This is a genomic window from Mangrovimonas futianensis (assembly GCF_021245805.1).
In the GTDB taxonomy this organism is placed as follows: Bacteria; Bacteroidota; Bacteroidia; order Flavobacteriales; family Flavobacteriaceae; genus Mangrovimonas; species Mangrovimonas futianensis.
Map to the genome: position 1 here is coordinate 1 of NZ_JAJJNF010000009.1, position 22,341 is coordinate 22,341.

A 22,341-nucleotide genomic window follows, 5' to 3' on the forward strand; every position below is an offset into this window, starting at 1 on the left:
ATTGGTTGCAGGATTCGCCCCACAGTTATCAGCTGTAGTCGGTGTTCCAAGAGCCACACCAGTTGCTTCACAGGAAGCATTGGCACTTACGGTTACGTCATCAGGTGCTGTAATGGTAGGGTCTGTAGTATCCTGCACAGTAACCTGTGCAGTACAAGAGTCAATAATTGATGAAGTACTTATTTGAATTACAGTTAAAGTAACTGTAACAGGTGATCCAATATCATTACAATCGAAAGTATCTTGATCAAGACTAATAGAATAGGCTGAGTTGCCTCCATATGTTCCATCCTCCAATTGGTTGGGTGTAATAGTAACACTACCTGTGTCGTCTAGATCTACAGTGATGTCTTGGCAGGGAGGAAGTAGATTAGTACTGCTAAAAGAAGAACTATTTACTATTTCTAAATACTCATCATAGGTACAAATAGAATCGTTCCCGCTATTTTTTAAAATGTGGGAATTGGTATGTTTAGGGATTGCAGCAAAACTTATGGTAGAAAGTAAAACTGCAAAAAGCAGAACGTAAAATTTCCTCATAGTGTTGATATTTTTAATTATAAAAATATACCGTGACAACGTCAATAGGTTGGGGCCGGTTATTGTCTGTTAACTACTAAAATCTGAGGGAGTTAGATCAAAAGTATTCGGTTGATTTTCAGTTGAAAAATATATTCGTTGAAATACTTTATTAGTCTATATAATTCAATGAAAAGCTTTTAAATACTACAGAATACCAAAAATGCTTTATTTAATGGGTTAATAATCGATTAATAGCTATTTACAAATGCAATATATATAAAAATTCGAAAAAAATCCATGAAGTGTATAAAAAAATCGACAAAATGCATTTAATCCACCTTCTTATGTAAGGAATTTGTTGTTTGGTAGGTGGTGGCTTACTTTAAAATTAAAAACTCACATCTTCTGTTTATGGAGTGTTCAGCTTCAGTACATTCAGTGCCGCAATCTACTAAAGGTTTTCTTTCTCCATATCCTTTAGATTTTAAACGGTTTCTATCAATACCTTGTGAAACAATATATTCCAAAGTAGCTTCAGCTCTGTTTCTTGACAAACGTAAGTTATATAGGTCTGATGCCCTATTGTCGGTGTGTGCTCCTAGCTGTACTTCCATTCTAGGGTATTTTTTTAGAAGGTTAACTAAAACATCCAATACTTGGGCTGCCTGTGGCTTGATTTCCCATTTATTAAGGTCAAAATAAATGTTCTCTAATTCAATATAAACATATCCGTCATCTTTTGTTACAACAATGTCTTCGGCATCATCATAAGATTCAATTTCTAATTGAATATCAAAAAAGACTCTACCATCCTCATTGGTTGTGAAAGATTGACTACTTGGTATATAAAAATCTTTATGAGCTTCGATGGTGTAAGTGGTGTTTGGTCTAGTATTGAAAATATAGGTAGCATCAGATCCAGTTACCATTTGTCCTACTAATTCACCATTTTCATCAAAAAGCGTTACGGTTGTGCCAGGAAGTAGTTCTTTGGAGTGCTTATCAGTAACTTCTCCTTCAACTGCAAATTTTCTGGTATTAGACATTCTAACAAAAGAATATAAATTATCGCCCCCTTCACGGTTTGAAGAGAAAAATCCTTTAGTTTGGTTTTCATGAAGTACAAAAGCAAAATCATCCATTTCCGAATTGATCGTTTCACCTAAATTGAGCGGTTTAGTATAGGCATTATCAATTTTTTGACTCATGAAAAGATCTAAATTACCCAATCCTTCGTGCCCATCTGAAGTGAAATAAAGCATATTATCCTTGTCCATAAAAGGAAATTGGTCTCGTTGTTTAGTGTTGATGGTCTCTCCAAGATTAACCGGCGTTCCAAATCCATCATCTAAGATTTCTACTGAATAGATATCAAAAGATCCTAAAGAACCTGGCATATCACTTGAAAAGTAAAGGGTTTTTCCATCTGGACTAACCGCTGGGTGCATGGTGGAGTAGGTGTCACTGGAAAATGGCAATTCAGTTACATTGGTCCATTCATCTTCAACTCTTTCAGCTTTAAATAATTTGACCGTGGCAATTTTGATGCCATCAATTTTGACTCTTTTTTCATTGGTTCGAGAAAAATACATGGTTAACCCATCTGGACTGAAGGCGGCATTGCTTTCATGGGTTTCGGTATTGATTTCATCTGAAAAAGGTTCGATATGCTCCAATTCAAAATCTTCGGTCATATCAGCTTTGTAAAGATCTAAATATGGCCGGTCATTCCATCCATATTTTGGATTGTCTGAATTCCTTACTGAAGAAAAAATAATTTTATTGAAATAATATGATACCCCAAAATCCCCAGTGGAAGAATTACGTGATACTCTTTTGATCATGTAATTATAGGGGACAATACCATTCAGATTTTCAGAGAATTTAGGTGTATCTACAGGGTAACCCAAATATTCTCCCATGACTTGATCTCCATTTTCATAATCTTTGAGTCCTTTTAATACTTGTGCATATTTAAAAAGTGCTTCTTCGGGCATGGAATCTCTATATTCCACATAAAGATTGGTGTAGGGAGTTCGGGCTTGTTCCATTCTACCGTTATAGTAAAAGCAGTCTCCCAATCTTTCCAAAATTTCTGGGGTAGCCTCTAACTGTTTGTACATATTGGCAGCTTCCACATAGGATCTGTTTTCAAAAAGGTTGTTAGCCTTTTTCAAACTTGGTTTTTGGGCCCACAGTATGGTTTGCCCGAAAACTAATAATATGAACAGCATCCAATTTTTCATCATACTTTTTTTAAAAGAACCTTGGAGATTTATCATAGCCCTTGCCAAGTGTACTTATATCAAATAATATCATTATCTCGTGTGAACCATTATTGAACTTTCCTAAATTAGAAAGGGTATAGTCATAGGCATAACCTATTCTGAGGTTACTTAACACCCTAAAATTTATAAGACCAGATATGGCATCATCAAACCGGTAACCAGCACCCAATTCCAAACGTTCTCTCCAAAGGAAATTGGCTGTTAGGTCAAACGAAAGGGGAGCTCCTGAAACTGCCTTTGTCATAAAGGCAGGTTTGAACTTTAACTGATCGTTGAGTTCAAACACATAACCTCCAGTCAAAAACATGTGTATTTCCTCAACTCCGTTGGCCACAACACCATCATTGTTTTCTAAATGTTTACTTTTTAAAAGGTTTGGAGCAGAGAAACCGATATAATAATTTTTTCCGAAGAAAAAGGCTCCTACACCTACATTGGGGTACGTTCTGGAAATATTTTCAGCAAATGCAGGATCGGGTAATGGATCGGAATATACAAACCCATCAAAATTGGTGCTAAAAAAAGTAGCTCCAAATTTTATTCCCAAAGAGAGTTTGGAAGTTTTACCGGTTTGTAAAACATATGCAACATCCGCATAGACATTGGTTTCCTTAACTACATCTCCAATTTGATCGTGGACTATGGAGAGACCTCCTTCTATGTTTTTATAAAGTGTTGTATGTCCAAATAAGGTTCCAGTTGTTGGGCCACCCACAGAACCCGTCCATTGATTGCGATAGAATACCCCTAAACTGATTTCGTCTGAAGCATCTTTTGCATAAGCCGGATTAATCACACTCATGTTATACATGTATTGTGTGAATTGTGGATCTTGTTGCGCTAGCATCTGAAAACCTACTAAGGCAAAAAGGATGAAAATTATATGTCTTTTTAAGGATTTAACCATAAAAATGTTATCTGTTAAGATAGACTCGACCTTGAATACTATCTGTCTGACCATCATTAAAATTTAAAATATAGAAATAAACACCATTTGGAAGTTCTCCATTTCCTAAAGTTGTTCCTTCCTTTGAAGTTCCATCCCAGTTAGGAGTGCTACTATTTCCTTTAAATAATAGATTGCCGTATCTGTTATAAATTTCTATATCGAAATTGGGATATAGTTCCCTTATGTTTACAAGATCAAAAGTATCATTAATACCGTCCCCATTAGGTGAAAATCCATCAGGAATAATCAAATCCTCAGTGCATTTTTCAATGGTAACTGTGACCTCAAGTCTCAATCTACTTTCACATCCCATTTGTGATGAGATAGCAGCATAATAGGTTTCTCCATCTTCTAATTGGGTTTCGCTAGTTATAACGTTTCCTCCGTCTGGTGCGTCGTACCAAACAATCGGACTTTCGTTAACAAAGGATGTTAAATCTTCAATAGTAGGAGAATCTTCCGAACAAAAATAATCCCCGCCGTCAACTAGAGTTGGAGTAGCGGTATTTTCAATATTAAAAGTTACCGACTCCACTAAAGTAACATCACCCGAACAATCATCGGTAGAGCGAATAAAATAGATAATCGTAAATGCTGTTGATCCTGAGTTAATAAGAATGTCATTAGGAATAATAATTTCTCCGTTTCCATCAGAAATGTCAACATCAGTTGTCTCGTTGGAATTATTGGCTCCTGATAAGGTGTAGTTTATTTGATATGGTCCATCTTCCAAAAATTCAGCATTCGAAATAAAAACAGTATTGGAATCATTTAAACAAATATCAGCTGCAGATAAAACCATTCCAGAAATATCAGGAATAGGTTGAATGATTATGTTAACGTCAGAGGTTTCTGTGCCGCAAGAGTTAGAAACAGTGTACGTGTAAGTCCCCTCAGCATCCACCGTTGGATCAAACAATCCAGTGCCACTGGCAAGAACGGGAGACCATGTGCCGCCAGTATCTGGAGTACCTCCGAGAAGGGTAAACAAGTCTATCGGGTCATCATTTCCACAGATATTGGCACTACCATCAGTTCCGGCATTTGGTGGCGGAATAATAGTTACTGTCACAGTAGCAGAGGCAGGACCACAAGGGTCTGTTCCAGCTACGGTATAAGTATAAGTTCCTTCAGCGTCGATTGTGGGATCAAACAATCCCGAACCGCTGTTAAGAGCTGGTGACCATGTACCACCTACATCAGGTGTACCGCCCAAAACTGTAAATAGATCAATAGGATTATCAAGCTCACAAAGATTTATGGAAGCATCTGTACCTGGATTAGCAGGCGTTTCCACCGAAATGGTTACCGAAGCAGAAGCAGGTCCACAAGCGTCAGTTCCTTCCACGGTATAGGTATAAGTTCCTTCAGCATCCACTGTTGGATCAAACAACCCAGCGCCACTGGCAAGAAGGGGAGACCATGTACCACCAGTATCTGGAGTACCTCCAAGAAGGGTAAACAAGTCTATCGGGTCATCATTTCCACAGATATTGGCACTACCATCAGTTCCGGCATTTGGTGGTGGAATGATAGTGACGGTCACATTAGCAGAGGCAGGTCCACAAGGATCTGTTCCGTCTATAGTATATGAATAAGTTCCTTCAGCATCGATTGTAGGATCAAACAAACCTGAACCGCTGTTAAGTGCTGGAGACCAGGTGCCACCTACATCAGGTGTACCACCTAAAACGGTAAATAGGTCAATTGGGTTATCATTTTGACAAATGTCAACGCTGCCGTTAGTTCCAGCATTTGGAGGTGTTTCCAAAGAAATAGTCACAGTAGCCGAAGCGGGTCCACAAGTGTCAGTTCCTTCCACTGTATAGGTATAAGTTCCTTCAGCATCCACCGTTGGATCAAACAATCCCGAACCACTGTTAAGTGCTGGTGACCATGTACCACCAGTATCTGGAGTACCTCCAAGAAGGGTAAACAAGTCTATTGGGTCATCATTTCCACAGATATTAGCACTACCATCAGTTCCAGCATTTGGTGGTGGAATGATGGTGACGGTAACAGTAGCAGAGGCAGGACCACATGGGTCTGTTCCAACTACAGTATAGGTATAGGTTCCTTCGGCATCGATTGTAGGATCAAACAATCCCGAACCACTGTTAAGTGCTGGAGACCATGTGCCACCTACATCAGGTGTACCATCTAAAACGGTAAATAGGTCAATTGGGCTATCATTTTGACAAATGTCAACGCTGCCGTTAGTTCCAGCATTTGGAGGTGTTTCCAAAGAAATAGTCACAGTAGCCGAAGCAGGTCCACAAGCATCAGTTCCTTCCACGGTATAGGTATAAGTTCCTTCAGCATCGATTGTAGGATCAAATAATCCCGAACCACTGTTAAGAGCTGGAGACCATGTACCACCAGTATCTGGAGTACCTCCTAGAAGGGTAAACAAGTCTATCGGGTCATCATTTCCACAGATATTGGCACTACCATCAGTTCCGGCATTTGGTGGCGGAATAAGAGCAACCGTCACAGTAGCAGAGGCAGGTCCACAAGGATCTGTTCCGTCTACAGTATATGTATAAGTTCCTTCAGCATCGATTGTAGGATCAAACAAACCTGAACCGCTGTTAAGTGCCGGTGACCATGAGCCACCTACATCAGGTGTACCACCCAAAACAGTAAATAGGTCAATTGGGCTATCATTTTGACAAATGTCAATGCTGCCGTTAGTTCCAGCATTTGGAGGTGTTTCCAAAGAAATAGTCACAGTAGCCGAGGTGGGACCACAAGGATCCGTTCCTTCCACGGTGTATGCGTAGGTTCCTTCAGCATCCACCGTTGGATCAAACAATCCCGAACCACTGTTAAGTGCTGGTGACCATGTACCACCAGTATCTGGAGTACCTCCAAGAAGGGTAAACAAGTCTATTGGGTCATCATTTCCACAGATATTAGCACTACCATCAGTTCCAGCATTTGGTGGTGGAATGATAGTGACGGTCACAGTAGCAGAGGCAGGTCCACACGGATCTGTTCCACCTACAGTATAAGTATAAGTTCCTTCAGCATCGATTGTAGGATCAAACAATCCCGAACCACTGTTAAGAGCTGGAGACCATGTACCACCTAGATCAGGTGTACCACCTAAAACGGTAAATAGGTCAATTGGGCTATCATTTTGACAAATGTCAACGCTGCCGTTAGTTCCAGCATTTGGAGGTGTTTCCAAAGAAATAGTGACAGTAGCCGAAGTGGGTCCACAAGGATCCGTTCCTTCCACGGTGTATGTATATGTTCCTTCAGCATCCACGGTTGGATCAAAAAGTCCTGTGCCACTTGCAAGAACGGGAGACCATGTACCACCAGTATCTGGAGTACCTCCAAGAAGGGTAAACAAGTCTATTGGGTCATCATTTCCACAGATATTGGCACTACCATTAGTTCCAGCATCTGGTGGTGGAATGATACCTATGGTAACCGAAGCCGACGCCGAACCGCAAGGAGGGGCACCGTCTACAGTATAAGTATAAGTTCCTTCAGCATCGATTGTAGGATCAAATAATCCCGAACCACTGTTAAGAGCTGGAGACCAAGTACCTCCTAAATCTGGCGTACCGCCCAAAACAGTAAACAAGTCTATAGGGTCATCATTAGAACATATATCTACAGAAGCGCTATTCCCAGCATTTGGTTCCAGAGTCATAGTTACAGAAATAACTGCTGTATCATCATCACAAGGGAACAAAGAAACAGTATATGTATAATCTCCGGCGGAATCAAATTGCGGGTCAAAAATACTTGATCCACTATTCAAAGGTGGAGACCAAGTACCTCCTAGATCTGGATTACCATTAATATAATCAAACAGATCTACTGGTGTTCCATCAGAACAAACCGTAATGTCTCCATCATTTCCTGCATTTGGAGGGGGTAAAATACTTATTGTGATAGTCGCAGATGTTGTTCCACACGGATTATTATCATCAATATTATATGTAAATACATATGGGCTGTTACCAATGTTTAACCCATTCATACTTAAGGTTCCTAAGTGATCGTTAGTGGTTGTAACAGGTCCACTCCATTCCCCATTAGTGTCTGGATTGCCTCCTAAATAGGTGAAAAGATCTATGGAGCCAATGGTATTTAATCCATTGTTACAAAATTCCAACGAATTGCTTTCACCAGCATTATTGGGTGGTACGAATTGAATAATTACTTCTAAACGATCTTCACTTTCACAAGGAGGGTCCACTGTGGTGGCATAATAGGTTTCGCCAGCTACTAATGGTGTATTTAAATCTAATGGTACAGCTGAAGAATTGGTGGCATACCAATTATTGTTTCCCGAAGCCACCAAGTCCGCCACTGTAGGCGGTGGGTCCTGAGTACCACAAAAGAATTGAAGGCCGTCACCTGAGGGTACAGGTACATAACCTACATTGACCAAAACAGATAGTCGGGAGGTTCTGCAGCCCGTATCTGGATTTTCTTGATCTGCGTAGTAAAGTGTATTGTCTGATAAAATGGTCGTAGGAGCTAAAGCAGCTCCTCCGTTAGGAACCGCATACCATTGAACATTATTTCCAACTGCAAACAAATCTGAGATTGTTGCTTCTGAAAGGTCATCGACGCAAACCCCTTGAAAATTTAAGCCTGTTGGTGCACCATATATTGTTATAGTAACTTCTTGTCTACTGCCGCAATCACCGTTTGTATTATCAACATAGTAGACCGTGGCATTTTCTAATCCTAAATCAGAGGCTAATGGTGTAGTTGAAGTTGGTGAGTCAAACCAATTGATACCTGAACCATTATCTACAGCAACCAAATCGGCTATGGTTGGTGAATCGATATCACAAAAGGACTGGGAATTATCGTTAATAGTTGGGCATTGGGAAAATGCGATACTGCTCCATAGGAAGATCAGTCCTAAAGAAAAAAGTAGGTGGTTATAAAAGAATGGGTGCGTACTTTTTTTCATTGATCTTAGCTAGTTAGCGCTAAATCTTTATTACAATTATAGTAAAGATTTTTTATTTAGTTGGTTTTTGATTTAATTCTGAAACCTTATTTCACTTTGCTTCGGTCCGAATTTGAGTCAAATTTAAGAATATATACACCATTATTTTTATAATTTTCCCCTGAATTCTTTTCGTATTCAAACTTTAAAGCGCTATGCTCCGAGACATCCTTCATGTTGGGTTGATTTTCCTTTTGAAAATAGCGCAAAAGGGTATCGAAGGTGGTATCAAAGCCGTACTTAGAGACAAGGGTAGGAGTTGATCCAAAAACCTGTTTGTATTTTAATTCAAAAATTCTTTCGGCATAATTGGGTTCCGAGGGTTCCAATGAGGGGTATAATAAATTCAAGACCTTATAACGCATTTTAGAAACTTCTACCTCATTTGGCAAATCTTTTTGTGTCAGAACAGCAAGTTGAATGAAATTCTTTGATGATTCGGCTAGCAAAGGTGTCGTAACGTTTAAGTATACCTTTGTTTGGTTGGTATTGAGTAAAATAATGTTTTTTACATCTTTCTTTAAGGATGCAATTAGTTTGTTATTATCGACTAATCCATTACCCGATATTTCAAAATAAGTAGGGTTTGATAACTCCGAGGAAATTAATGTTTTGTTAGATACCCTATCGGAATCATGAATAACCAAAACATTAGCGTTTAATGAGTTGATGTATTTTAATAATACTTTGGCTTGGGTTTCTTCGGATGGTACGGATTCAATTATTGATTTATTTTGGAATGCGTTGGAATTTGTTAAAGTTACAATGGGTGAGTCATTCAGGTACTCATCCAGAGTAGTGACAAACTGGTCATCAAAATAAGGAAGGAAAACCAATTGATAATCTTCTAAATCAGATTTTTTAATGAAAGCTTTGATGCTTTTAGAATCCGTATCCTTAATGGAGGTCACCAATTCATAATCTAATGACAAACCTAAATTCTTCAGAGAATCCAAAGCTATGGAAGCACCCTCATAGAAGGCAACATTGTTTTTTGTTAATGAGTCTGCTGTAGAAGTTGATCCAGATTTACTTAAATTTTTAAATTCGCCTTTGGAAAAAGGAAGTACAAATGCTACCTTTTTCTTTTGATTCTTATCCAGATTTTTGGTTAAATCAGTGTATTTAATGTTAGGATTAACATATTCAGGATCTGTTTCATAAGTGGTATTGCCACCGACCTGAATATGAGCTGGCATTTTAATGACCTCACCAATTTTCACACCATTTGAAAGAGAAGGATTCAACTTTAAAAATTCTGGAATACTCATCTCGGCCGCTTTTGATAAGCCATAGAGCGTTTCTTTTGGTTTAACGGTGTATGAGATATATTTCTGTGGTTGCTCAACTTGTGTAGGAGCAGTTTTGGTAGGTTGATTTACAACTGAGGAAGCTGTGTTTGTATCAGATTCTTTTAATTTGGTTTGGTCAAAAGTTAAAACTTGACCTACCTTTAACGATTTTTTAGTTTGAGGATTTAAGGTTTCCAATTGTTCAATGGTCATCCCAAATTTCTCAGCAAGACTAAATTTGGTATCACCGGTTTTAACAACATAGGTTGTTGATTTAGGTTTGCTTGGAGAAGAAATTGCTTTGTCAGTTTGAACGGTTAAAGTTTGTCCAGCAATCAGCGTTGGAACAATCTGTGGATTTTGCGATTCTAATTCAGCAATACTGATTCCAAAATTCTTTGCTAAGCTATATTTTGTATCTCCTGATTTTACTTTATAAGTTATCTTTTTGAGTTCTTGAATCTCAGGAGTTGCAATTTCAGTTTTATTGACTTTGGATTTAGGTATTTTGAGTTCCATGCCCTCCTTAATGCCATCAGAAGCGCCTGGATTCAATTGAAATATGTCATAGGGAGTGACATAATAAGTGTTGGCTATTTCTAAAATACTTTCCCCTTTTTTTACAATATGCTTTCTTTCTGGTTCTTGAGAATATGACCATTGGATACCCAAAAGCAACATCACACATAGGCATAGGATTCTATTCATAAGTGAAATCTTCTCGTTTTTACTAAAAGGGAGTTTTTGTAAGTATAAAAGTACTAAATTATCGATATGATTTATGCATTTTATAAGTAATTATCAATATGTTATTAACAAATTGATATTTAAGCTTTTGATTTTTGCTTATACCGTAATTAATGACCGGTTATTGTTAAAGGACCTAAAACTTTATTTTTTTAAATTTTCAACCAACTAAATCATCTGTCCGCCAGAGACTTCTATTCGTTGTGCGGTAATCCATTTGGCGTCTTCGGTGCAAAGAAATGCCACAACGCTTCCTATGTCATCTGGCAAACCCACGCGTCCTAAAGCTGTATTTGATGCGATAAAGGCATTCAAATCTTGATTGTCTCTTACAGCGCCACCACCAAAATCGGTTTCGATGGCCCCAGGGGCCACTACGTTGCATCTGATTTTTCTTTCTCCTAATTCCTTTGCTTGATATTTACTTAAGGTTTCGATGGCTGTTTTCATGGAGGAATAGGCTGCATATCCACTAATGGCAAATCGCGTTAAACCGGAAGAAATATTAACAATGCCACCACCATTATTCATTATGGGAAGTGCTGCTTGAGTAAGCATAAATACGCTCTTAAAATGAATTTGATACATGTGGTCAAGTTGTTCTTCCGTAGTCTCCATAAAGGAACTGTAAGTGCCAACACCGGCATTGTTAATTAGAAAGTCAAATTTCTCAGAATGGAATGTCACTTTCAAATGTTCTTGTACTTGATCAAAGAATTTGTTGAATGAAGAGGGAGCACTAACGTTTAATTGAATGGCAGCTGCCTTTTGTCCTAGTTGTTTGATTCGGTTAACAACGTCATCCGCTTTTTCTGAATTTTGATTAAAGGTAAGAATTACATCCAGTCCCTTTTGGGCTAGGGATAGGGCCATGTTTTCGCCTAGGCCTCTACTTCCTCCAGTTACCAATGCTATTTTAGTTTTTGTCATGGCTAAAGATTTAATCGTTAAAAGTTATAGTCTACATAATATAAAGATACGTAAAAGGGAAGGACTGCTCCATTTCTAATTGCTGGCTTTTTGAAAATCCATTAAATCAAGCGGTAAAAAGGACTTAAGCGTTACTCTAGTTTTTTAAAAGATAAATAACAAGGAGTCTCTTTTCTTATTTTTTTTAAAGTGAACTACTTTAAAAAAACCATAAACATTCAGTCTCTACTTTTTTTAGCTTCATGGTTTAGAGGTTTTAACCGAATAGTAGAAATAGAATTTTTGTGAATGGAGATAAAATTTGTTTGCCAAAAGAGAATTTAGAATTCGTCTTTAAAATCACTCAAAGGCGAAAATTAGAAGCAATTAAACTTAAACTTCAAAATTGAATCCTTTTTGGGTCAATTTTTTGTAAATATCATAATCAAATCGATACAATTTAGCGGCCCGATGAGAAACGTCCTTTTGTTTTTCATCCAACACTTGCAACAACTTCATTCTTAGTATTTTTCTTCTAAAATTTGATTTATCTAATTCAATACCTAGTATTTCTTCATACAGCTGCATGAGTTCCAGGAGCGTGAATTTTTTAGGGAGAAGATTAAACCCGATAGGAGCCTGTTTTACTCTATTCCTTAAGTGTTTGAGGCTGTAATTTAAAATCGTGTTGTGGTCGTAAATAAGCTCAGGAACATCTTTAATGTTATACCATTTGACATCAGATGCTGTGAAACCAGCTTTAATATCAAAATCGTCAATTTTAATGAGGGCATAATAACCTATAGTAATAACTCTGCCTAAGGGGAAACGATCTGGTTCTCCAAAGGCTTTTAATTGTTCTAGGTAGATGTTGCTTAATCCTGTTAGTTCTTTTAACAAGCGTTGTGCTGCATGATCAATACTTTCTTCTTCTTTTATCCATCCACCAGGCAGAGCCCATTTTCCTTTACTAATCCCTTCAGCATGTTCAATTAACAAAACCTTTAAGGATCCCTTGTCAAATCCGAAAATCACACAGTCAATTGTTATGGCATTCATCACAGAACTTTCTATGATCTTACCAGATTCCTCATCAAAAAATTTCTTGAAAATCATTTTATTAAATAAAGGTAAATATAGACTTATAAGATTTAAGTGCTCACTTCATGCAGAAAAACCCTTTTTAAAAATCATTCAAAGGTCGATAATTGTTTAATTATTAACAAGGATTATGTTGAGATTGTAAGAAAAAGGTAGTTGAAATTTATGGTGTTAATAAAAACTATAGAATTATTTAAAGAAATCTTAAAAAAACAATTGAAATAATTGTCAAAATGAAAAATCCTTCGTAAACTTGTAGTCAAATTAACCATAAGATATGGTTTAAATGACAATAAATATGAATGCTACCTCTCAAAGTTTAAAATCTACCTACCTAATTACCATTGTAGCAAGTTTGGGGGGATTGTTATTTGGGTATGATACAGCAGTTATTTCTGGAGCTGTAGGGGCGCTTGAAACATTTTTTGTAAAAGCCTTGGATTCCAGTGTTGAAATGGCAACACAATCTATTTTTCATTTTAAAATTATCTTGACATTATGTTTGCTGACTATTTTTGGGTTACTCAGCTCTTTTATCTATAAGTTTTATAATAAAAAGACAGCAACCATAATTGTCGTATTGTTTTTCTTCATTGTTGGTGCCTTTTATTATTTCGGGTTTTTGAATTCTTCAGATGGATTAACTGATAATTTAAAGAACTCGATTTTTGGCTTTATGGTAAGTAGTGCCCTTGTAGGGTGTATCATAGGGGCATCAATGGGAGACAAAATAGCCAACTCAATCGGTCGTCGAAATGGCTTGTTAATAGCTGCGGTTTTATTTATTATTTCAGCCTGCGGGTCTGGATATCCAGATAGTTTGAATGTCTTTGGGGGTAACGCCCTTACCTCTTTTATAATTTTTAGAATTATTGGAGGAATTGGAGTGGGATTAGCTAGTATGCTATCTCCTTTATATATAGCAGAAATGGCGCCAGCCAATATAAGAGGGAAATTGGTTTCCTTTAATCAGTTTGCCATAGTAGGTGGGATGCTTATCGTCTATTTTGTAAATTATTTTATCGTTAAAGGTCAAACGGCTGAGTGGATTAATACTATCGGTTGGAGAAACATGTTCCTCTCAGAAAATGTTCCAGCGATACTGTTTCTAGTTTGTTTGTTTTTGGTGCCAAAAACGCCAAGGTTCCAAGTGATGAAAGGTCATGACGAAGACGCGGTAGAGGTTCTTACCAAGTTGAATGGTAAGGAAAAAGCCTTGAAAATCATTCAGGAAATTAAAAATTCATTTAATCAGAAGAAAGCGCATTGGCTTACCTATGGTTGGGGTATAGTAATCATCGGAATCTTGTTGTCGGTATTCCAACAGTTTGTTGGTATTAATGTGGTGTTGTATTATGCTCCTGAAATCTTTAAGGGCATGGGTATGGAGACCGATGCTTCCATGCTTCAAACCATCATTGTAGGAGCTATTAATTTGTTGTTTACAGTGTTAGCCATTTTTACGGTAGATAATTTTGGAAGAAAGAAATTGATGTTGATAGGAAGTGTGGTTATGGCCATTAGTATGATAGGTCTTGGTTTCTCTTTGTTTATGCAATCTACCGGTATCGCTTCACTTTTATTTATGTTGGGTTATATAGCCGCTTTTGCCATGTCTTGGGGGCCTGTAACCTGGGTGTTGCTTTCAGAAATTTTCCCTAATAAAATTAAGGGAGTGCTTGCCGTTGCTGTGGCTGCACAGTGGTTGGCCAATTTAGTGGTCTCATGGACCTTCCCTATGATGAATAATAATATAAAATTAACCGAATTGTTCCATAATGGCTTTTCATATTGGATTTATGGATTTATGGCCATTTTATCGGCACTCTTCATTTGGAAGTTTGTGCCAGAGACAAAAGGGAAAACCCTGGAGGAAATGGAGCAATTGTGGGATAAAAACAATAAATAGTTAAGAATGTATTTTTTAGGTGTCGATATAGGCAGTTCATCCATTAAACTATCAGTTTTCAATGCTGAAATTGGATTGGAAATAAAAGCAATTACGGTTCCTGATTTTGAAACACCTATTCTTTCACCTCAATCTGGGTGGGCAGAACAAGACCCTAATTTATGGTGGCAATACATTAAAGATGGCATTTTAAAGTTAAAGCATCAGGAAGGAATTGATATCAGTAAAATTCAGGGAATTGGCATTGGTTATCAAATGCATGGATTGGTTTTGGTGGATGAAAATTTAGAGCCTGTAAGATCTTCAATTATATGGTGTGATGGACGTGCGGCTGAAATTGGAAGGCAATGGTATCAAACCATTGGTGTTGATGCCTGTCAAAATCAAATATTAGGAAGCCCTGGAAATTTCACAGCATCCAAATTAAAATGGGTTCAAGAAAATCAACCTGAAATTTTTGAAAAGGCTGCTTATATGATGCTTCCTGGTGATTTTATTGCAGCTAAGTTTACCGGTGTTGCCCAGACTAGTACTTCTGGACTTTCTGAAGCCGCCTTATGGAATTTCAAGGAAGGCGGTCTAGCTAATGATATTTTGAATGGGATGGGACTATCTGAAAAACTAATTCCTGAGGTTGTGCCCACATTTGGACATCAAGCAATTATTGACTCCAAGGTAGCTTCAGAATTAGGATTGAACACGCAAGTTAAAGTAACTTATAGAGCAGGAGACCAACCTAATAATGCCTTGTCTTTGCAGGTTTTAAATCCTGGTGAGGTAGGTGCCAATGCTGGTACTTCTGCAGTTATTTATTCGGTAACCGATCAAGATGCCTTCGATAAAAACAATAGAGTCAATACATTTCTTCATGTGAACAACACAAAAGAGCATAAACGTAATGGTGTGCTTTTATGTATCAATGGGTCTGGTATTCTATACCAATGGCTAAGAAAATTGATGTCCGTTGGAGCCACAGCTCCGATACCTTATGACCTACTTAACGATCTAGCTACCAAAGCACCGTTAGGTAGTGAGGGATTGAGATTTTATCCATTTGGAAATGGCGTAGAGCGCATTTTTGATAATAAGGAAGTGAATTCAGGTATTGAATTCTTAAACTTCAATATTCATCAACCAGAACATGTGGTAAGAGCTGCCTGTGAAGGGATTGTTTTTGCCATGAATTATGGCTTTGATGTAATGAAATCCATTGGTGCATCTGGAAATTCAGTTAAGGCTTCTTATGCCAATCTGTTTTTAAGCCCTTTATTCCGGGAGATTTTTGTAAACACAACCAATACCGTTTTAAACCTATATGAAACTTCAGGTGCTGATGGTGCAGCAAGAGGAGCAGCTTATGGTTGGGGCTATTATAACTCCTTAAAGGAAGCTTTTGGGAATATTAAATTAATGGAAGAGTTAGAGCCAAATAGAAATTTGGTGAATCAATATCAAGATGTTTATCAACATTGGAAAGAACAAATTAAAATTCAAGATTAAGATTATGAATACAACAACGTTACAAAGTTTTTTTAAGGGAATCGATGCTGTAAAGTATGAAGGCAGAGAGAGCGATAACCCTTTGGCCTTTAAGTGGTATGATGAAAACCGCGTAGTGGCTGGTAAGACTTTAAAGGAGCATTTGCGATTTGCAATGGCTTATTGGCATACACTATGTAATAAAGGAGATGATCCTTTTGGTAAGCAAACTGAAACTTTTTCTTGGGACAATTCCGAAAACGTTTTAGAAAGAGCACGATTAAAAATGGATGCAGGGTTTGAATTTATGAGCAAACTGGGTATTCCATTTTATTGTTTTCATGATGTCGATTTAGTAGATGAAGCTCCAACTTTAGCTGAGTTTGAAACCAGAATTCAGCATATGGTTGATTATGCGAAACAAAAACAAGCGGATACCGGAATTGAATTATTATGGGGTACTTCAAACCTTTTTTCAAATCCGAGATTTATGAACGGTGCTTCTACCAATCCAAACTTTGACGTGGTTGCTTATGCTGGTGGACAAGCAAAATTGGCTATAGATGCTACCATTGCACTAGGCGGACAGAACTATGTGTTCTGGGGAGGTAGAGAAGGGTACATGAGCCTTTTGAATACCGATATGAAGCGTGAGCAAGACCATTTGGCTAGATTTCTAACTATGTGTAGAGATTATGCACGTAAGGAAGGTTTTAACGGAACTTTCTTGATTGAGCCAAAACCTATGGAGCCTACGAAGCATCAATATGATTTTGACGCAGCTACTTCTATTGGCTTCATTAATAAATATGGATTGCAGGAAGACTTCAAGTTAAACTTGGAAGTAAACCATGCGACTTTGGCAGGTCATACCTTCCAACATGAACTTCAAGTAGCTGTTGATGCTGGTCTTTTAGGAAGTATTGATGCTAATAGAGGTGACTATCAAAACGGATGGGATACCGATCAATTCCCAATCAATGTTTATGAAATCACCCAAGCTATGTTAGTCATATTAGAAGGTGGAGGTATTCAAGGCGGAGGTATCAATTTTGATGCTAAAGTGAGAAGAAATTCAACCGATTTAGAAGATAAATTTATCGCACACATAGCAGGAATGGATGTATTTGCTCGAGGATTAATTTGTGCTGACGAAATTCTTAAGAATACAGACTATTTAAAATTAAGAAAAGAACGATATGAATCTTTTGACTCAGGTAATGGAGCCAAGTTTGAAAAAGGAGACCTTTCTTTAGAAGACTTAAGTAAAATTGCCAGAGCCAATGGAGAACCAAAAATTATAAGTGGTAAGCAAGAATTGTATGAGCAAATCATTGCAAACGCTTATTAGACTATTTCAAACTCAAACAATAAGTATTTAACTAACTTTTTTCATTATGAGAAGTAAATTTTATGAATCTACAAGGTTTTTCACCTTTTTTGCTGTAGTATTCTTTTTTGTCCTCGGCTCTCAAACGGGTTTTGCGCAAGAAAATATTACGGTTTCGGGTACAGTGACAGATGCCTCTGATGGCATGCCAGTCCCAGGTGCTTCGGTAATCTTAAGGGGAGATCAAACCAAGGGAACTTCAACAGATTTTGATGGAAACTTCGTTTTAGAAGTACCATCTAATGCTGTTTTGCAGGTAAGCTACATAGGGTATTCAACACTCGATGTGGAAGTCAATGGCCAAACAACTTTAACCATTCAAATTGAAGCTAGTGTTGAAGCACTTGGTGAAGTAGTGGTTGTTGGATATGGTGTTCAAAAGAAAGAACTAACTACGGGTGCCAATCTTCAAGTTGAGGGAGCGGCTCTTCAAAAGCAAAGTACGACTAACGCACTTCAAGCAATGCAAGGGCAAGCAGCAGGGGTGCAAATTACTTCAACCTCTGGTCAGCCAGGAGAATCTATGAACGTTGTGATACGTGGATTGGGTTCTGCAGGGAGCAATGCACCTTTGTATGTTGTTGATGGAGTGCAAACGGGAGATATTTCGTATCTTAATAACGCAGACATTGAAAGCATCTCGGTGTTAAAGGATGCTGCTTCTGCAGCTATTTATGGTTCACAGGCTGCCAATGGTGTGGTTTTGGTAACTACTAAAAAGGGTAAAGAAGGAAAAACCCAAATCACTTTTGATCAGTTTTATGGGGTTCAGACTTTAGCTAAAAAAATTGACATGCTTAATGCTCCTGAGTATATGACGATTATTAATGAGTCGAGAATCAATTCTGGATTAGCAAGACAGTTTTCAGATGAGGATATTGCCAATGCTGGAGCTGGTACCGATTGGATGGACGAAATGTTTACAACTGCACCAACAGAAAACTATACCTTGGGTGTTACAGGAGGAAATGAAATGTCTACTTATTCGTCATCACTTTCTTACTTAAATCAAGCTGGTATTGTTGGAGGAAAAGATTACTCCTATTATGAGAGATACAATTTTAGGTTTAACTCTGAGCACAAATTGTATAAAGACAAAATAAAGTTTGGTGAAAACTTTAGCTTCGCTTGGATTAACAATAATGGTATAGGTGTTGGTAATCAGTATAACAACTCTTTGAGAGGTGCTTTCCAGACAAACCCATTATTCCCAATGTATGATGCCAATGGCGCATATTTTAATTCAACAGGATATAGTGAACCTTGGTTGCAAGGTGTGTCTAATCCATATGCTCAAATGGTTTATTCCAATCAAAACGAAAGTGATACCCAGAAATTGATTGGTAATGTGTATTTCGATTTTGAACTAGCTAAAGGATTGAATTTCAGAACCAATTTAGGTATTGACTATTATGCGAGTCAAGGACACAGTTTTTCACCTATTTATGAATTATCCATCTATGCATTTAGTAACTTAAGAAGTGTAAACCAAAACATGAGTAAAGGTAAAAGCATGATATGGACTAATTTATTGACCTATAATTTTGATTTGGGAGAAGATCACCACTTCGAAACCATGTTAGGTACTGAGGCCTTTAAATATGATGGTCACTTTATGTCTGGTTCAAATGTGGATTTAATCTATGATGATTTAAATCATGCTTGGTTAAGCAATGCAACGAATGCAGACGGTACTCAAATTTCACTTTCAGGTGGACCAAATCCAATTAGTAAAAGAATGTCTTATTTTGGCCGTTTAAATTATAACTATAAAGGAAAACTTCTTTTAAATGCCACTTTTAGAGCGGATGGTTCTTCTCAATTTGCTAGAGGGAATCGTTGGGGTTATTTCCCATCAGTTTCAGCCGGTTGGGTTATTTCTAGAGAAGATTTTATGGGAGGTGTAGAAAATTGGATGAATTATTTGAAACTTAGAGGAAGTTGGGGACAAGTGGGTAACCAAAATGTAGGTAATTTCCAATTCCTTGGTTTAGTAAGAACTCAAAATACCAATTACAGTTTTGGAGATGAAGAAGGCGTATTAACTCCAGGAGCGTATCCCTACAGATTACCAAACTCTGAATTGCAATGGGAAACAGCAGAAGAATTGGATTTTGGTTTTGATGCCAGATTCTTCAATTCTAAATTAACCCTTGCTTTCGATTGGTACCGTAAAGAACAGAAAGATTGGTTAGTATTGGCTCCAATTCCTGCAATCGCAGGTGCTGAGGCACCATATATCAATGGAGGAAGTGTAGTTAACTCTGGTGTTGAAGTCGTATTAGGTTACAATGGTGATATAGGTGACGACTTTAGTTATAACTTTAGTTTTAACGGTGCTTACAACAAAAATGAAGTTGGTGAAATTCCAACCGAGGATGGCATTATTCACGGGTTAAATAACCAACTTTGGGATAATTCTCAGGAATTTTATAGAGCTGAGGACGGACATCCTTTAGGATATTTTTGGGGATATGAAACTGCAGGTGTCTTCCAAACAGAAGCAGATGTGAATAACTATGTGAATTCTAATGGTGAATTATTATTGCCAGATGCGCAACCAGGAGATTTAATTTATGTAGATCACAATGGTGACGGTGTTATTAATGGAGATGATAGAACAGAAATAGGAGATCCTAATCCTGATTTCACTTATGGATTCTCTCTTGGATTCAATTATAAGGCCTTTGACTTTGCAATGCAAGCAAACGGCGTAGCAGGAAACCAAATTGTACAGTCGTATCGAAATACGGGAGCAAATCAAAACTGGACAGGAGCTATTTTAGACCGTTGGCATGGACCGGGGTCTTCTAATACCTTACCCCGAGTAACTGTTGATAATAGAAATTATAACCAGTTCTCAGATATTTTTGTACACGATGGTGATTTTTTAAGAATTAGTACTGTTACTCTTGGTTATGACATAGCAAAGGGTATTAAGAGCAAGACTTTCTTTGCAGAACAATTAAGAATCTATGCTTCTGTTTTGAATCTTTACACCTTCACTAGTTACGATGGTATGGATCCAGAAGTAGGATTTGGAATTTCAGATGGAAATTACAACTTTTCATCTGGAGTGGATGTTGGGTATTACCCAAGACCTAGAACCTATATGTTAGGGGTAAACTTTAAATTTTAAAAATTGAATCATGAAAAGAATTAATTTATATTTAGTTGCTTTAGGAATGCTTGTATGGGGATGCGGCGATGACTTTTTAGATACAGCGCCAATTACCGATACAACAGACGAAAGCTTTTACCAAATTCCTGAGCATGCATATTCTGCATTGATAGGATGTTATGATGGCCTACAAGTGGTTACTGGTGCTTCTGGCAGAACATTTTATACGGCATCAGAAGTGATGTCTGATGACTGTTTTAGTGGACTGGGATATTCTGATAACCCAGATTATCAAGCTATTGATGAGTTTGATATGAGTGTGGCTCCTGCCTATCAGGATTTGTACAATGATACTTGGATCAAATACTATCAAGCGCTATATCGTTGTAATGTGTTAATACAAAGAATCGATCAAATAGATTGGACTGATAATGAAGCCTTAAGAAATCGTTATGTAGGTGAAGCCCGTTTTATTAGAGCCTACCTTTATTTTGACATGGTACGCCTATGGGGTCACATTCCTTTATTGACAGAGCCTTCAACAGAGAATCTACCTCAAGCAGACCCAGATGAAGTTTATGCTGTAATCGCTGAGGATTTACTTTATGCTGCAGAAAATATTCCAGCGGAAAGTTATAATTCAGTACCTAATGGTCGCGTTACAAGATGGGCGGCTAAAGCCATGTTAGGTCGCGTTTATTTATATTATACTGGATATTATGGACAGTCTGATTTAGTGGGATTAGTTTCTCAAAGTGAAGCTTTACAACATATGGAAGATGTTATTGCATCTAGCGGACATGGTTTGGTTTCTGATTTTGCAAATCTATGGCCTGCTGCTAGTACAACGGAAGACGGATCTACCTATGCAGGTGAAAGTAATGAGGAAATTGTATTTTCTATTAAATATACTTATACTAGTGATTATAACGGAAATACAGACGGTAACCATTGGATGGTTTTATTTGGGATGCGTGAGTTTATGAGTTTCCCTTACGGGAATGGTTGGGGAATAACCGCCACCCAAAAATTGTATGACTTATACAATGAAGGAGATTCTAGACGTTTTGCTACCGTTATAGGTGTAGATGAAGAGGAAATTCCATTTGATAATCAAGAAGGACAAAGAGAGTATACAGGTTATTATAACAAGAAATATACACCTATGTCTGCCTATGATGAATCAGGAAACTTGGTAAGTACGACGCAAATTGTAGCAACTGGAGATTTCCAAATTGAACAGTTCCAAGATTACTTTGCAATTAGATATTCAGATGTTTTATTGATGGCTGCCGAATTAGGTAGTGGAAGTGCTCAAAGTTACTTTGATCAAGTAAGACAACGTGCTTACGGTAATAACTTTACACCACTTGCAGTAACTGCTGAAAATTTATTAAAAGAAAGACATTTAGAATTTGCTCTTGAGGGAATAAGATATTGGGATTTAATGCGTCAAGGTCTGGGCGTTGCGGCATCAGAACTTGAAGAAAATACAACCGTTTTAACGGGTAGTATTGAAGAAACAAAAATTATTTCTGGCGCTAATTTCCAAGCAACACAAGGGCTTTCTCAAATTCCGAACACACAAATTACATTGTCAGGTAATGTATTACAGCAAAATGCTGGATGGTAATTAACTAATTAAAG

The 22,341-nt window shown here is 37.6% G+C and carries 12 protein-coding genes; 5 read left to right on the forward strand and 7 right to left on the reverse strand.

From position 1 onward, the window contains the following. The 7 genes from LOK78_RS14225 to LOK78_RS14255 form a co-directional block, all read right to left on the reverse strand. The coding region (locus tag LOK78_RS14225) for a hypothetical protein (protein ID WP_232635352.1) at positions 1 to 540 on the reverse strand (540 nt) is incomplete at its 3' end. Between the two features lie 359 nt (positions 541 to 899). Then, positions 900 to 2,771: an OmpA family protein gene (locus tag LOK78_RS14230; protein WP_232635353.1), complete on the reverse strand. Its 1,872-nt coding sequence runs from the start codon at positions 2,769 to 2,771 to the stop codon at positions 900 to 902. A 7-nt stretch (positions 2,772 to 2,778) separates the two neighbouring features. Continuing rightward, positions 2,779 to 3,717: a PorP/SprF family type IX secretion system membrane protein gene (locus tag LOK78_RS14235; RefSeq protein WP_053972208.1), complete on the reverse strand. Its 939-nt coding sequence runs from the start codon at positions 3,715 to 3,717 to the stop codon at positions 2,779 to 2,781. A gap of 7 nt (positions 3,718 to 3,724) precedes the next feature. Continuing rightward, a complete protein-coding gene (locus tag LOK78_RS14240) occupies positions 3,725 to 8,707 on the reverse strand; it encodes a gliding motility-associated C-terminal domain-containing protein (RefSeq protein WP_232635354.1) in 4,983 nt (1,660 codons plus the stop codon). Between the two features lie 86 nt (positions 8,708 to 8,793). Beyond that, positions 8,794 to 10,746 carry a LysM peptidoglycan-binding domain-containing protein gene (locus tag LOK78_RS14245; RefSeq protein ID WP_232635355.1) on the reverse strand — a complete coding sequence of 651 codons (1,953 nt, stop codon included), beginning with the start codon at positions 10,744 to 10,746 and terminating at the stop codon, positions 8,794 to 8,796. Positions 10,747 to 10,953: 207 nt separating this feature from the next. Continuing rightward, positions 10,954 to 11,715, reverse strand: coding sequence for an SDR family NAD(P)-dependent oxidoreductase (locus LOK78_RS14250; protein ID WP_232635356.1), 762 nt, complete (start codon positions 11,713 to 11,715; stop codon positions 10,954 to 10,956). Positions 11,716 to 12,087: 372 nt separating this feature from the next. Continuing rightward, positions 12,088 to 12,810, reverse strand: a complete 723-nt coding sequence (locus tag LOK78_RS14255) for an NUDIX hydrolase (protein ID WP_082316605.1) — start codon at positions 12,808 to 12,810, stop codon at positions 12,088 to 12,090. Positions 12,811 to 13,093: 283 nt separating this feature from the next. On the opposite strand from LOK78_RS14255, the gene xylE reads away from it, so the two are divergent. From xylE to LOK78_RS14280, 5 genes are read left to right on the forward strand one after another with little or no spacing between them, the layout of a single operon-like run. Beyond that, positions 13,094 to 14,704, forward strand: a complete 1,611-nt coding sequence (gene xylE / locus LOK78_RS14260) for a D-xylose transporter XylE (RefSeq protein WP_232635357.1) — start codon at positions 13,094 to 13,096, stop codon at positions 14,702 to 14,704. Positions 14,705 to 14,710: 6 nt separating this feature from the next. Continuing rightward, the gene (locus tag LOK78_RS14265) at positions 14,711 to 16,204 is read left to right on the forward strand and encodes an FGGY family carbohydrate kinase (protein ID WP_232635358.1); all 1,494 of its coding nucleotides are present in this window, start codon (positions 14,711 to 14,713) and stop codon (positions 16,202 to 16,204) included. 4 nt (positions 16,205 to 16,208) lie between these two features. Then, positions 16,209 to 17,534, forward strand: a complete 1,326-nt coding sequence (gene xylA, locus LOK78_RS14270) for a xylose isomerase (protein ID WP_232635359.1) — start codon at positions 16,209 to 16,211, stop codon at positions 17,532 to 17,534. Positions 17,535 to 17,580: 46 nt separating this feature from the next. Beyond that, entirely contained in the window at positions 17,581 to 20,712 is a 3,132-nt protein-coding gene (locus LOK78_RS14275; protein WP_166961710.1) for a SusC/RagA family TonB-linked outer membrane protein, read from the forward strand. A 10-nt stretch (positions 20,713 to 20,722) separates the two neighbouring features. Then, positions 20,723 to 22,327 carry a RagB/SusD family nutrient uptake outer membrane protein gene (locus LOK78_RS14280; protein WP_166961707.1) on the forward strand — a complete coding sequence of 535 codons (1,605 nt, stop codon included), beginning with the start codon at positions 20,723 to 20,725 and terminating at the stop codon, positions 22,325 to 22,327. Positions 22,328 to 22,341 lie beyond the last annotated feature (14 nt).

Excerpts from the sequence above, each read along its gene's own strand:
- LOK78_RS14230 (WP_232635353.1), bottom strand. The coding sequence starts at position 2,771 with ATGATGAAAAATTGGATGCTGTTCATATTATTAGTTTTCGGGCAAACC.
- LOK78_RS14235 (WP_053972208.1), bottom strand. The coding sequence starts at position 3,717 with ATGGTTAAATCCTTAAAAAGACATATAATTTTCATCCTTTTTGCCTTA.
- LOK78_RS14240 (WP_232635354.1), bottom strand. The coding sequence starts at position 8,707 with ATGAAAAAAAGTACGCACCCATTCTTTTATAACCACCTACTTTTTTCT.
- LOK78_RS14245 (WP_232635355.1), bottom strand. The coding sequence starts at position 10,746 with ATGAATAGAATCCTATGCCTATGTGTGATGTTGCTTTTGGGTATCCAA.
- LOK78_RS14250 (WP_232635356.1), bottom strand. The coding sequence starts at position 11,715 with ATGACAAAAACTAAAATAGCATTGGTAACTGGAGGAAGTAGAGGCCTA.
- LOK78_RS14255 (WP_082316605.1), bottom strand. The coding sequence starts at position 12,810 with ATGATTTTCAAGAAATTTTTTGATGAGGAATCTGGTAAGATCATAGAA.
- xylE (WP_232635357.1), top strand. The coding sequence starts at position 13,094 with ATGAATGCTACCTCTCAAAGTTTAAAATCTACCTACCTAATTACCATT.
- LOK78_RS14265 (WP_232635358.1), top strand. The coding sequence starts at position 14,711 with ATGTATTTTTTAGGTGTCGATATAGGCAGTTCATCCATTAAACTATCA.
- xylA (WP_232635359.1), top strand. The coding sequence starts at position 16,209 with ATGAATACAACAACGTTACAAAGTTTTTTTAAGGGAATCGATGCTGTA.
- LOK78_RS14275 (WP_166961710.1), top strand. The coding sequence starts at position 17,581 with ATGAGAAGTAAATTTTATGAATCTACAAGGTTTTTCACCTTTTTTGCT.
- LOK78_RS14280 (WP_166961707.1), top strand. The coding sequence starts at position 20,723 with ATGAAAAGAATTAATTTATATTTAGTTGCTTTAGGAATGCTTGTATGG.